Annotated in this window: 10 protein-coding genes and 2 pseudogenes; 4 read left to right on the forward strand and 8 right to left on the reverse strand. The window is 28.8% G+C overall.

Annotated features, from left to right (window positions below):
* Positions 1-105: 105 nt before the first annotated feature.
* The gene (gndA, locus tag J5E45_RS13265) at positions 106-1,512 is read right to left on the reverse strand and encodes an NADP-dependent phosphogluconate dehydrogenase (RefSeq protein WP_138386600.1); all 1,407 of its coding nucleotides are present in this window, start codon (positions 1,510-1,512) and stop codon (positions 106-108) included.
* A 29-nt stretch (positions 1,513-1,541) separates the two neighbouring features.
* Complete coding sequence (locus tag J5E45_RS13270; RefSeq protein WP_138386601.1) at positions 1,542-2,876, reverse strand: glucose-6-phosphate isomerase; 1,335 nt, start codon at positions 2,874-2,876, stop codon at positions 1,542-1,544.
* A gap of 281 nt (positions 2,877-3,157) precedes the next feature.
* Between J5E45_RS13270 and hxlA the strand changes: the two genes are divergently transcribed.
* Both hxlA and hxlB read left to right on the forward strand, forming a co-directional pair.
* On the forward strand, positions 3,158-3,790 hold the full coding sequence (hxlA, locus tag J5E45_RS13275; protein WP_135092831.1) for a 3-hexulose-6-phosphate synthase: 633 nt from the start codon (positions 3,158-3,160) through the stop codon (positions 3,788-3,790).
* A 2-nt stretch (positions 3,791-3,792) separates the two neighbouring features.
* A complete protein-coding gene (gene hxlB, locus J5E45_RS13280; RefSeq protein WP_135092830.1) occupies positions 3,793-4,341 on the forward strand; it encodes a 6-phospho-3-hexuloisomerase in 549 nt (182 codons plus the stop codon).
* Positions 4,342-4,467: 126 nt separating this feature from the next.
* Here hxlB and J5E45_RS13285 read toward each other — a convergent pair.
* Positions 4,468-6,486, reverse strand: a pseudogene (locus J5E45_RS13285) (cation:proton antiporter).
* A gap of 197 nt (positions 6,487-6,683) precedes the next feature.
* On the opposite strand from J5E45_RS13285, the gene J5E45_RS13290 reads away from it, so the two are divergent.
* Positions 6,684-7,082, forward strand: a complete 399-nt coding sequence (locus tag J5E45_RS13290; RefSeq protein WP_138386602.1) for a YolD-like family protein — start codon at positions 6,684-6,686, stop codon at positions 7,080-7,082.
* A 22-nt stretch (positions 7,083-7,104) separates the two neighbouring features.
* On the opposite strand, the gene J5E45_RS13295 is transcribed toward J5E45_RS13290, so the two are convergent.
* The 4 genes from J5E45_RS13295 to J5E45_RS13310 are packed head-to-tail and all read right to left on the reverse strand — an operon-like array spanning position 7,105 to position 12,032.
* Positions 7,105-8,493, reverse strand: a complete 1,389-nt coding sequence (locus J5E45_RS13295; RefSeq protein WP_138386603.1) for a hypothetical protein — start codon at positions 8,491-8,493, stop codon at positions 7,105-7,107.
* Entirely contained in the window at positions 8,480-8,845 is a 366-nt protein-coding gene (locus J5E45_RS13300; protein WP_135092826.1) for a DUF6262 family protein, read from the reverse strand. The genes J5E45_RS13295 and J5E45_RS13300 overlap by 14 nt, the downstream gene beginning before the upstream one ends.
* Before the next feature lie 8 nt (positions 8,846-8,853).
* Entirely contained in the window at positions 8,854-10,917 is a 2,064-nt protein-coding gene (locus tag J5E45_RS13305) for a tyrosine-type recombinase/integrase (protein WP_138386604.1), read from the reverse strand.
* A gap of 2 nt (positions 10,918-10,919) precedes the next feature.
* A complete protein-coding gene (locus J5E45_RS13310; protein WP_167750756.1) occupies positions 10,920-12,032 on the reverse strand; it encodes a tyrosine-type recombinase/integrase in 1,113 nt (370 codons plus the stop codon).
* 182 nt (positions 12,033-12,214) lie between these two features.
* On the opposite strand from J5E45_RS13310, the pseudogene J5E45_RS13315 reads away from it, so the two are divergent.
* Positions 12,215-12,523, forward strand: a pseudogene (locus J5E45_RS13315) (YolD-like family protein); the annotation flags it as partial.
* A 487-nt stretch (positions 12,524-13,010) separates the two neighbouring features.
* Here J5E45_RS13315 and J5E45_RS13320 read toward each other — a convergent pair.
* Positions 13,011-13,181 carry a hypothetical protein gene (locus tag J5E45_RS13320; protein ID WP_017723456.1) on the reverse strand — a complete coding sequence of 57 codons (171 nt, stop codon included), beginning with the start codon at positions 13,179-13,181 and terminating at the stop codon, positions 13,011-13,013.
* Positions 13,182-13,630: the final 449 nt, after the last annotated feature.

Consider the following 13,630-nt stretch of genomic DNA (forward strand, 5'->3'; position numbering starts at 1 on the left):
TTTTAATTATCATAAAGAGAGCAGTAAAAAATCTATATTTCTAGATGTCTTTACTGCTAACTTTAATTTATTTAACTAAAAATCGCATAATAATTTGAATAAGAATTATTCTTCAGTCCACTGTGTGTGATATACACCTTTTTTATCTTTACGTTCATATGTGTGAGCCCCAAAATAATCACGTTGAGCTTGAATTAAATTAGCAGGTAAATTTTCTGAACGATAACTATCGTAATAGTTTATACTTGCAGAGAAACCAGGTGTTGGAATTCCATTTTTTACCGCTATTGCTATAACATTACGTAAGTCATCTTGATAGTTAGTTATAACCTCTTTGAAATAAGGATCTAGTAACAGATTTTGTAAATTTCCATCATTATCAAATGCTTCTTTTATGTTTTGTAAGAATTGTGCACTTATAATACATCCTTCACGCCAAATCATTGCTAAATCACCTAGTCGAAGATTCCACTTATGGTTTTCACTAGCCTTTTTCATTTGATCGAAACCTTGTGCATAAGAACAAATTTTACTCATATAAAGTGCTTTTCGAATACTTTCAAGGAATTCTTCTTTATTTCCTTGAAAGTTAGTTTCGGGTCCAGATAATTGTTTTGATGCATTAACTCGTTCTTCTTTTATTGAAGATATAAAACGCGCAAACACAGATTCAGTAATAATAGTTAATGGAGTGCCTAAATCCAATGCGTTGATAGATGTCCATTTACCTGTACCTTTTTGACCAGCAGTATCTAAGATTTGTTCCACTAAAGGGGCACCAGTTTCATTATCCAATTTATTAAAAATGTCACCAGTAATTCCAATTAAGTAACTTGATAATTCACCAGCATTCCATTGTTTAAAAGTTCTTGATATGTCTTGATGTGACATATCAAGTAGATATTTCATAAGTGCATAACTTTCTGCAATTAATTGCATATCAGCGTATTCAATACCATTATGCACCATCTTAACGTAATGACCTGCGCCATTGGGACCAATATACGTTACACATGGTGCGCCATCTTCTGCTTTTGCTGATATGGCTTCTAAAATCTCTCTCACTTTTTCAAATGCTTCACTTTGTCCACCAGGCATAAGAGAAGCCCCTCTTAAAGCTCCTACTTCACCACCTGAGACGCCCATTCCAATAAAGTTAATACCACTTTCGGCTAATTTCTCATTTCTGCTAATTGTGTTTTGATAGTTTGTATTACCTCCATCAATTATAATGTCATCAGAATCTAGTAGTGGTAATAAATTTTCAATCGTTTTATCTGTGGGCAGACCTGCTTTAACCATTAATAATATTTTACGTGGTTTTTCTATTGAATCAACGAATTCTTTAAGTGAATAAGTTGGAGTGATGGCTTCTTCAGACTCGGTCATTAATTCGTTAATTTCTTCAGTTGAAATACTATATACTGAAACACTATAACCATGAGATTTAATATTTCTAGAAAGATTCTTACCCATGACACCTAGTCCTAGAACACCTATATTTTGTTTCATTATAATTCTTCCTTTCTTTTAAAATTTAACTATTCTAATCTTTGTTCTAAAGAAGATTTTTTATCTTCAAAGCCTGGTTTACCCAATAATGCAAACATGTTTTGTTTATATGCTTCCACTCCAGGTTGGTTAAATGGATTAACGCCTAGTTGGTAACCACTCATAGCACACGCAAGCTCAAAGAAATAAACAATGTAGCCAAATGTTTCTTCGTCTAGTTTAGGAATGTTAATCACTAAATTAGGAACACCACCATCTGTATGAGCTAATAAAGTACCTTCAAAAGCTTTAGTATTAACTTCATCAATTGTTTTACCGGCTAAATAATTCAAACCATCTAGGTCTTCTCTATCTTCTTCAATCGTTATATCATGTTTAGGATTATTAACTTTAACGACTGTTTCAAATAAGAAGCGTCTACCTTCTTGAACATATTGTCCTAATGAGTGTAAATCAGTAGTGTAATTGGCACTTGAGGGATAAATACCTTTATAATCTTTACCTTCAGATTCGCCAAATAATTGTTTCCACCATTCGTTAAAGTATTGCATCGAAGGTTCATAATTAATTAGCATTTCAGTTGTATAACCTTTTGCATATAAAATATTACGAATTGTTGCATATTGATATGCAATATTGTCTTCTAAATTTCCTGTAGATAATTCTTCTCTTGCTTTTGCAGCACCTTCCATCATCATCTTAATATCGATACCTGCAACAGCGATTGGTAATAAACCTACTGCAGTTAATACTGAGTAACGTCCTCCGATATCATCTGGCACTACAAATGTTTCATAGCCTTCATTAGTAGCTAATTGTTTCAATGCACCTTTTTCTTTATCAGTAGTAGCAAAGATACGTTTTTTCGCTTCTTCTTTACCATATTTATTTTCTAAAAGTTGTTTAAACAATCTAAATGATACTGCTGATTCAGTCGTAGTACCAGATTTAGAAATAACATTAACTGAAAAATCTTTGCCATCTAGATAATCAATTAATTCTTGAGTATAAGTAGATGATAAATGATTACCTACAAACACGATTTCAGGATATTCATCGCTATTTCTAAATGAAGAAGTTAACATTTCAATCGCAGCACGTGCACCTAAATATGAACCACCGATACCAATAACTACAAATACATCTGAATTTTCTTTGACACGTTTTGAAGCTTCCAAAATACGTAAGAGTTCTTCTTTATCATAATCAACAGGAAGATCAATCCAACCTAAGAAATCACTTCCAGCACCAGTAGCTTCATAAATTGTGTGGTGAATTGAATTAACTATATCTTTTTGTTGTTCCAATTCATGTTCATTAAAATATTCCAAAGCTTTACTAAAATCTAATCTTATATGAGTCATATTTAGTTTCTCCCCTTTTAATTACACTATTTAATGTTGTATTGATTAATTTATTCACTAGATAATCAATGCAAGAAAATTTTAAAGTGTTTAATAAATTTATTACACTACATTTATAACAATAGTGTTTAAATTTGTTAATACTGAATATTTTGTCACCTACGAAAATTAACAATCACATTAAGCATTAAATACTATAACATGACTAATTTGTCAGTATTGTCATAATGAATACAGTGTGTGATACTAACTTATATCAATTATTGAAAGGTGGATATAAAATGAAATTACAATTAGCTATTGATTTATTAAACAAAGAAGACGCAGCAAAACTAGCACAAGAGGTAGAAGAATTTGTAGATGTGGTTGAAATTGGAACACCAATCGTAATTAATGAAGGTCTTCCTGCTGTTGAATTAATGAGTAAATCTGTTAGTAAACCACAAGTTTTAGCAGACTTAAAAATTATGGACGCTGCAGATTATGAAGTAAGTCAGGCTGTTAAATTTGGCGCTGACATAACTACAATTTTAGGTGTAGCTGAAGATGCTTCGATTAAAGCAGCAATTGATGAAGCTCATAAACACAACAAAGAATTATTAGTTGATATGATTGCTGTTCAAGATATCGAAAAACGTGCAAAAGAATTAGACGAGATGGGTGCTGATTACATTGCAGTACACACAGGTTATGATTTACAAGCACAAGGTCAATCACCATTAGAAAACCTACGCAAAGTTAAATCTGTAATTAAAAATTCTAAAGTAGCGGTAGCTGGCGGTATCAAACCTGATACTATCGAAAGTATTGTCTCTGAAGATCCAGATTTAGTTATTGTAGGTGGAGGTATTGCTAATGCTGACGATCCAAAAGCAGCAGCAAAACAATGTAGAGATGCGATTGAAGGTAGATAATTATGACAGAATTCAATAATTTTGATCTTATTGTTAAGGAGTTAGAAAATACGTTTTCACAACTTGAAAACAATGCTTACCAATCTTTTGGAGAATCGGTAACACAAGCTACTCGCGTTTTTGTTGCTGGTAAGGGTCGTTCTGGATTTATTGCTAATAGTTTTGCTATGCGATTAAACCAATTAGGTAAAGTGTCCTACGTTGTAGGAGAAACTACAACACCATCTATTAGCAGTAATGATTTATTTATTATTATTTCGGGCTCAGGTTCGACTGAGCATCTGCGTCTACTTGCAGAAAAAGCAAATTCAATCGGCGCGCAAGTAGCACTTATTACTACGAAATCAGATTCAAAAATTGGTCAACTATCCGACTTATCAGTAATTCTACCTGCAGGAACAAAACATGACGCAGAAGGTTCAATACAGCCACTAGGAAGCTTGTTTGAACAATCTTCTCTAATGTTTTTAGATAGTGTGGTTTTAGGATTAATGTCTGAAGATGACATTGATGAAACTACGATGCAACAAAATCATGCAAACTTAGAATAAAATCTTTTATGGATAGTGAAATAATATATTGAATTTTTTATATTATTTCACATAACAAAAAGAACCTTAACTATAAGTTAAGGTTCTTTTTGTTATGGTATATCACATGCTATCTAACTCTAAACTTTATATTAATTTATCTAAAACCATCATTTCATCATAATTTATAGATTTACTAACTTGAAGAGCTATATTTTCACTTACTTCTCCTGAATCAATAAGTTGATTAAGAACATTTCTTTGTTCGTTCAATGCAATTAATTTAATGCGATATACAGTTACATGGTTATGATCTTTATAATTAAATAAATTGGAATTTGCTATTGTTAAACTATCATTTCGCATTAAATAACTATCACAAACTTGCATGACTTCCAATTCATTATCATTTGTCATCTCTTTAGACAAACGTTTAGCGATATTATAATAAATTATTCTCGTTACATTTGCTGTTTTTTCCGAGATTTCTCCTCTATTTAAATTCCGTTTATTTTTTGACTGGTTTGTAAACTGCTTACGCACTGTTGCTAATTTAAACCACATCATCACTCTTTTAAATAATGGAGCACGATGATACCTTTGTCTATGGTCTGTATAAGTACAGTAATCATCAAATTCATTTTGTGATAATTTGTTATCCTTTATCAATTGATTAATTGTATCCATTTCTGTATCAAAAGCAATATGACGAAGACGATTTAATTCTCCTGGGTTTTCTTTGCTTTGTTTCGAATATTTCATGAACTTTATACGATCATGATAACTTTTTATAACACTACCATATTTAAATGATGTTCTTGGTGTTGATTGACATTTTAGATAATCAATAGTACGTTCTAATATGAGAATTCGAGTTTCTATAAAATTCAATCCTATAACTTTATTTTCTTTTATATTTGTAGTGAAAACAGGTAAAAGTACTTGAGCTATAATTAAACTAATAATAATCATTACTGATGCAATAAATAATAAATCATTTCTAAAACTGAAAGCATGACCGTCAATTGTAAAGGGCAGGGTTAGCGCAATTGCTAAAGAAATAGTGCCATGTACGCCACATAAGGTCATAATTAGAGAATACATACCTCTGTTAGTATGTTGTTTATTTTGCGAGCTCTTATGTTTTGAATAGAATAATGGATAAAATAAATAAACCCACAAAAATCTGAAACCATAAATTAGTAAAGCAATAATGAGCGTAATCGTTAATAAAAATGCTAAGTTTTGTGGTTCTGATGCAATAATATTTTGGATTGTTTTCGGAACAATATAACCTAAAAGTACGAATACAAAACCATTTAATAGATAACTTAGCAAATTCCAAGTTTGCATCTAACTTAATTGTAGCTGAGCACTAAATTGAGCTATACGATCGCGTTCAAATCCATGTACTAAACCGGCTACTACAGCTGCTATAATTCCAGAAGCATGAAACATCTCTGCAATACCAAATGTTATAAAGGGAGTTAATAACTGTATAAATACAAAAATATTATTATTTTCAATACCTTTTAACGAAAGCGAAATTCTTAATCTAACAAGTGCAACACCTATTATTGTTCCTACAAAAAGACCTCCAATAGCAGAAATTAAGAACTGACTCACAGCATTTGAAAGTGAGAATTCTCCAGTCATTAATGCAAGAATTGCTATATTAAATGAAATAATACCTGCGGCATCATTAAATAGTGATTCTCCTTCTAAGATAGTCATAGACCCTTTTGGTAATAATTTACCTTTTGTAATTGTTGATACCGCTACTGCATCCGTAGGACATAATACAGCAGCAATAGCAAAACTAGCAGCTAATGGTAAATCAGACCAAATACCATGTATTATAAAACCTACGCCAATGATGGTGAAAAAGACAAGACCAAGCGCCATAAGCATTATAGGTTTTATATAACGACCTAAACTTTCTCTCGATACATTAACACCATCTACAAATAATAATGGGGCGATTAACAACAACATAAATACCTCTGTATTAAAATCAAAATGCACCGGAATTGGTAATATAAATATTAAAATCCCTATAAAAATCTGTATAAATGCTAACGGTACTTTTTGTATAAATAATGAATGAATTAGTGAGGCTATAACTATAGCTATTATAAAAATTAAAAGTCCTTCAACTGTTTCCAAATCAACCCTTCTTTCATTTATTCTGTTATTAAAATGAAAATTCCTTTTATAGTAAGAGATACTCTTTAAATATAGGATAGTGTTTAACTATAAGGTAAGTATATTATTTAATAAAAACTTTCTTCTTAAATTATTAAATTACTAATTAGCTTGCAATAACAGAACATAAGTTCTATTATTGTCTTGAGGTGATTTTTATGATTCCAAATCCTAATGCCCCAGATAAGTATAAATATGAAACAGATTACAGAAAAATACCTAGAGAATATTTAAACCCTAGAATTCCTCAGGGCCGTGGAAAAATCAAATGGCAAGCTTTTGCTACCCTCCCTGAACAGTTTGAAATTTTAAACAAAATTATTCAAAATCAAGATAAAACTGAGAAACCTATATTAACAGAAGATACTTGGGATAGCATCAACTATATTTTTCAGTTGAAGGTAAAAAATGATGAACTATGTTCCATAGTATATTGGGAAAATGGTCATCTTACTACTTATATAGGAAAAATTTTAAAAATGGATGAAATTGATAATACATTTTCATTATACGACTCTAGCAATAATATATATAAACTAAATAATGATACTGTTTAAAATTTTGAATAGCTCTTGATAATTATTTTTTTCGAAATACTACAAGCAAAATCATTATTAGTATCAGACTGATATCAAATATACTATTTTTATCACTAAAAAATATTTCTACTACTTGAAAAATTGATAAAAGACTTATTATTAACAAAAGTTTATTTAAGTTTTCACTTCTTTCTTCTTCCTTGTAAGACTGTTCCAATTCGATTAGCGATAATTCTTCTTTATTTAATTCTTCAATATCTTGAGGAGCCCTAAAATCATTATTATCCTTTAGATGTAAGTATAAATATAAACTAGGCAAAAGTTCTGTTCTGTAAATAATTGCAATAGATCTCTTGAAATTTAACATCCATTGTCTAAAATATAGAGTTTCTTTTTTTTCATTTAAATTATATTGCTGATATCCATACAATTGTAATTCATTTAACATAGTTTCTAAGAAAAAAAAGTTAGCAGCACTATGAAAATAAAGTGCCATTCTTGAACAATGTTCTAAAGGATCTTCTTCTTTCTCATCCATCCAGACTACAAAAATCGATGCTTTATTCAAGTATTTTATATAATTATCGCTATAACCACCTTTCCTAAAATGTTCACTCTTCCCTTCAAATGAAATAATAGGCGCATTTACTAACCATTCTTGAATTTTCACCTCTTCATAAAAAGGATCATCTGCAAATTCATTTTCATTAGCTAAATAATAAACTTCAAACCCCATATTTCCAGATATTTTATATTCAAAGATATCATTACTATTATTTTTTATAATTCTATTGATTTGCCTGGAAACGTCTCTAATATTTTTATTGTGTCTATTCCCATACAACTGATACTGTCTTTGCCCATTATTATTTTCTTGTTTAATTAAAGGATATATATTATCTTCAACAATTGAGAAAGTGCTATACAAGTCATTTGCAAAATTTATACTCTCTAAATCTTCAATGATTTCTATAACAAAGGTACCGTTGTTAAATATAGTTAATGTCAAAAAAAATAAATTCAAAGTGTTCTCTTGAGTAATTTCAATATGTGGAGTGAATATATATTTTTTATATTTGTATCCATGTATATTATTTTGATCAAATAATCCTTCATTAATATTCGCATTAGTAGCAAATTTTTCTAAAAAATTTGCTAGTTTTTTGTGATATTCATTTATATAGCTTTTATATTTTCCAGGTAAAACCCAATGATCATAATTTACCGGTTGTTTGTCAGGAGATAAAATACGTATAACTCCTTTTACATTAAATAGAATTGCCTCGATTTTCTCAAACCAAAGGTTCATATCATTATCTTTTATATTTATAGCAGCAGCATATTGATATGTCACTTTATAGCCTTGTAATTTATTAATATCTTCAAGAATCTTTTCATTTCTATTGTCCTTCATTTTAAATATCCTCATATATCCTAGAATATAAAACGCTAATTTCTTCTTTCAATATTTTTTTCTCTTTTTCTAAGGAATTTACTCTTCTTTTTAAAGAAGAGATTAACGCATCTTTACCGTCATTTTTATTTTTATGAACAAATATTTCTTTGTTTTGTTCACGTAACTTCTCGATTCTCTTTCGAATTTTATTATTATTATATAATGTGGCTTTAGAAATTTTTGAATGTTTAGAAACAATATTAAAATTAATTTCTTCATTTTTTTGAACCAAATCATTTATTGCTTTATCAACTTTTTTCTCGGTTTTAACCTTTCGTTCTGCATGTAACTGTTTTAATTGTTTTTGTCTATTAAATTTTTCCATCTTAACCTCTATACTTTTATTCTATTACTTCTCCCGAATATAATGTTTCCATCCTTTATATTACCTAATATTTCTTCATATTTGTTTAATATATTAGTATGTTTTTCAACCATATCTTGCCTATTATTATTTTTAGCTAATTCTATAGATTTGACCGTTGATTTGATATGTAATTCATATTTTTCAACATCTAAATCAGAAAATCCAATAGCTAAGTCCTTACATGGTTTCCCAGAATTACAAGTTAAACATGGCGGAGCTTCCATGTATGGACAATCACCGCTCAATCTAGCATGACAAGTACCGTAAGGATTATCCATTGCGTTTAATTTATGCTCTTGCCATAAAGAATTCAATGTTTTTTCTGATAGTTCACTACTATGCTGTATATTTTTAATTTTACCGTCAAAATCAAAACTAAAAGCCCCTTGATCAATAACTGACTCAAAAGCCTTTCTTTTAGTATCATCAAGTAACTTAGCATACCGGAGAGTCATTTCAGGTGAAGAATGTGCTAATAGCTCTTGTATTGTTAATATATCTGCTCCACCATTTAATAATTTTACTGCATAAGTATGTCTAAATTGATGAGTTTTGAAATGAAAAATTTCTCCTTGTTCATCAACAATATTTTTAGTTTTTGCTAAATGATTTAAGTGAGCTCTGACCATATGTTGTGTAAACGGCATTCCTTTTCTTTTTCCTTTATAAGTAGCAAAAATATAATTATTAGGATTATTATCTTTTGTGCTTTTGATTTTAGAATTAGCTATTAAAACTGCTACTATGTCAGCTAGTTTATTATCAATTGGTATTCTATGTCCTTTAACAAAAGTTTTAGCGATATCAGTAATTATTGAAAATTTTCCATTAACTTTTGCAAGACAATTATTTTTTAATGTTAATACATCAGAAATTCTTAATCCTGTTTTAAAAGCTATCCAAACTACAGGTATTAAATCTTTGCGCAAATTATTTAAATGCTCAAAAAGCTGTTCCAATACAAAATCTGGAATATAATCAATTTGGTTACTATTTTTCTTTTCGTGCTTAGGAATGTCTTGAGGATAAATTAAAAACCGTATATCTTGAAAGGGTGCTATGTCATAATTTTGAGTTGCAATATCGTTTAAAAATCTTCTAATTGCTTTTAATTCTTGCCTAACAAAATTTCTAGAACTTTGTACATTTTTACTATTAGCATATTTAAATAAATAATCTATATACACTTCAATATGACATCTATCTAACTTATTTAAATTATTCCAAGTCTTTTCTTTTTCAGCTATACTTTGAAAAAATCTAGTTAGTATTCTTACATAATATCTTGCTGTCCCAAATGCTATATCACCAGTTATCAAGCGATTTTTCAAATATTTTTTCACTGCTTCTCGCATTTCTATTGAACTAATTTTTTCAAAGTTTAAATAGTGACCAGTAAGTGTTTTATTATAATTCAAACCATACTTTTCTAAATTTCTAACATCCCATTTATTTTTTTCCCATTCTTCTCTTTTATCAATAAATTTTTTCAGATTAATATACATATTATTTAAAAAAGATGCCAACTCACTTTTATATTCATAATCACCAAAAACGATTGATGACCCTTTTCTATTTAGTGATATATTATTTTTAGCCAACCATCTAAACCAGTCCTTTTCTAATGTCTTAATATCATTATCTAGTAAAGAATTTAAATTAGGATAAACTTCATTAAAGAACTCAGTAATCTTATTGAGCTTAACTGCTCCATTATTAAATACGCTACCTAAAGACCAATACTCTTTACTCAAAAGTTTCAAAAAAAGGTATTTAAATTCTAAATTCAAATTTTTATTATTAATCTTAAAGTAAACGTTTTTTCTTTTGTCTGTATATCTCTTAATATTTTCCTGAAATTGTTTGAATTTGTTAAAAGCTGAAATGTGCCATACATCATTTTTTAAAAAGTAATCATCATATATTTCAGTTATTAAAATTTCTCCTTTTATGTTTATCGTTCTACTTTTTATTGTACATAATTCGTTCATTAAAATACTATTTGTTGGTAAATTAAGTGGTATTGACATAGTTATTCCCCTTTATTAAAAACTTGAAATTGATGCTTTACTTTATCCCAATCTTCACGTATATCTTCTTCAGTCGGGTGAACATATAAATTAATAGTCGTTTGTATATTACTATGCCCGAGTCTTTCTTGAACTTGTTTAATATCTTTCGTTTCGTTATAAAAAACAGTTGCATGTGTATGGCGAAATAAATGAGGGTGAACATTTATAGATGTTTTATATTTTAATCTTTTAAATAACGAATATATATCATTATAATGCATAGCTTTCCCCACATTTTTTCCCTTTAATTTTACAAAAAGATAATCAGAACATAAGGAAAGATCATCAATTATTTCGTACACATAATCATCATATAAATCAATTAAAGATTGAGAAATAAATATTTTTCTTTCCCCAGTTTTTAAATAAGTATCATTGCTATTAAATCTATTTTTCAAAACTATTTGGTGCCCTTTTCTAAAATCAAATTTGATATCACCAATACGTAATGACAACACCTCACCTATACGTAATCCTGTTTCATATAATAATTGTATTAAGAATTTATCTCTAATATTATTAGTTGCTCCTAATAATTCCTTAACCTCAACATTAGTTAACACTTCTAATTTTTTCTTTGGTTCTTTTACTTTCAAAATATTTTTTAACATTCCATAGTCCTTATTTACGTGATGCATGAAACTTTTATATTTTTTAGAATATTTACTCTCCGTATGTAAAAAATCATAGAAATTAACATCTAATTTTTTGCTTCTATAGAGATAGTCATAAAAATTAGATACTACTGTAATAGTCAGATTAATTGTCTTAGGACTAATGCTTGTTTGTTTTTGGTTATAAGATAGGACATTCTCATATTCAAAAGGTGTTTTCATCCATCTTATAAAATCAACAAAGTTATCAAAATTAACTTCTTTATAGCGTATCTCTTTAATTTCTAAGTATATAAAAAACTTTTTTAGTGCATAGGCATAAGTTTTTTTAGTATTTAAACTCTTCTTAACACTATCCAGATACTTCAAATAGCGTACTGCATCTACTATAGGTTCATTATTACCATCTAAAATCATAAAATTAATACCATGCTTAGATTTTACTTCTACTATTTTCATAATAATCTCATTTCTAAATTTAATAGTATAAGTATACACTATTTTTCCAGTTTTTACATTGACATATTAAACTTATTAAACATAATAAAATAAGACCACTTAAAATTTATACTATGTTCATATTTTCTAAAAAAATAATTCATATTAAACAAAATAGTCTATATTTTTTAACGTATATATAACCATTCGCTACTTTACCAGAACAATTCGAAACCATACAGCAATATTTGATTGACCAAAATAAAATTGATCGACCAATATTATCAGACGATCAATTAAGTGAGCTTAATTTACAACTTCATCAAGCGCTACATATAGAACAATACATCACAATTGAATATTACCAATCTGGGTGGCTAGAACATATAACCTTAAAAATTAAGAATATAGATATGGTTCATATGTATTTAGAAGGCTATTCGCTAAACAACTTAGAAATTATTAAATTATCACTTTTTGATATCACTCGTATTAATCCATATAATCCATGACTCCTACGTTCTTATACTACAAAACCTCATACTTAGTCTTATTTCACTTAATATAACTGTGGGAAGTTTAACTAAGCTCATGTTTATTACGAAAGAACAACTAATTATCTCGTTAAACATTTTCTACCTATATGCATAAAAAATAAAACCCTCTAAAGTTTTCTATTCAGAACGTAGACAAACCTTAGGTGATAGTTCGCCTAAGGTTAGTTGTTTATATTTGTATAGTTATTTTTCAAAATAGCAGTGATCTTTTATCAATTGGTTTATTCAATATAATAAACGCCGCACTGTTTAATTTATATATTATCATCTTTTTTGTTTAATACCGTCAGTGATTTGAGCCGACTCCTGCGAGAATAGCACTAGCCGAAGACTACAGACTAAGGCAGTGCTCGCGGCAAGCGTGCACAAAAAAAACTGCCCACAAAGTTGGAGACTTTGTCGACAGTCTGAATAGAACACGCTATAGTGACCTATTAATAACTTAATTATTAGATTCGATATCTGAAACAATCTCTTTTGTTTTGCTTTCAATATCTTCAAAGTCTTTTTTGAAAATATAAGCGAATACTACTGCACCAATTCCTGCTGCTAATGATACAGTAAGGATTGTACCGAATACAAATTTAAATAAACCTTTAATAAAATTCCACATTCTGTTTCACCTCAATAAATTATTAACATATCCGTTATTAATGATAGCATACTTAAAAGCATCAATAAATATATACCCGCTTTTCACTACTTTAATTTAAATATTATTATAGTAATAATATGATATTATTGTAGTAATGCTTTAAGTTATAATTAAAGACTGTATATTAATTACTACCTTTAATACTTTAATAATAACAGAACTCTTAGAAATATTACATTTATTAGTCATATAGAAAAAGAGTGGGAAAGAAATCTAATTTATTTAAAGGTAATTCGCGGTCCCACCTCGGCAAAAATCACTAGAGTTAATATGGATAAATAGTTTATCTGAGCTGATCCTCATGCAAATGTCCCACTAACTCTATATAATAATTAAGGCTGAGACAATTAATTTGTCCCAGCCACTTAGTCAATTACTTGCCCCACCAAGTACTCATTGCATCTCTA

This window comes from Staphylococcus shinii (genome assembly GCF_017583065.1).
Lineage (GTDB): Bacteria > Bacillota > Bacilli > Staphylococcales > Staphylococcaceae > Staphylococcus > Staphylococcus shinii.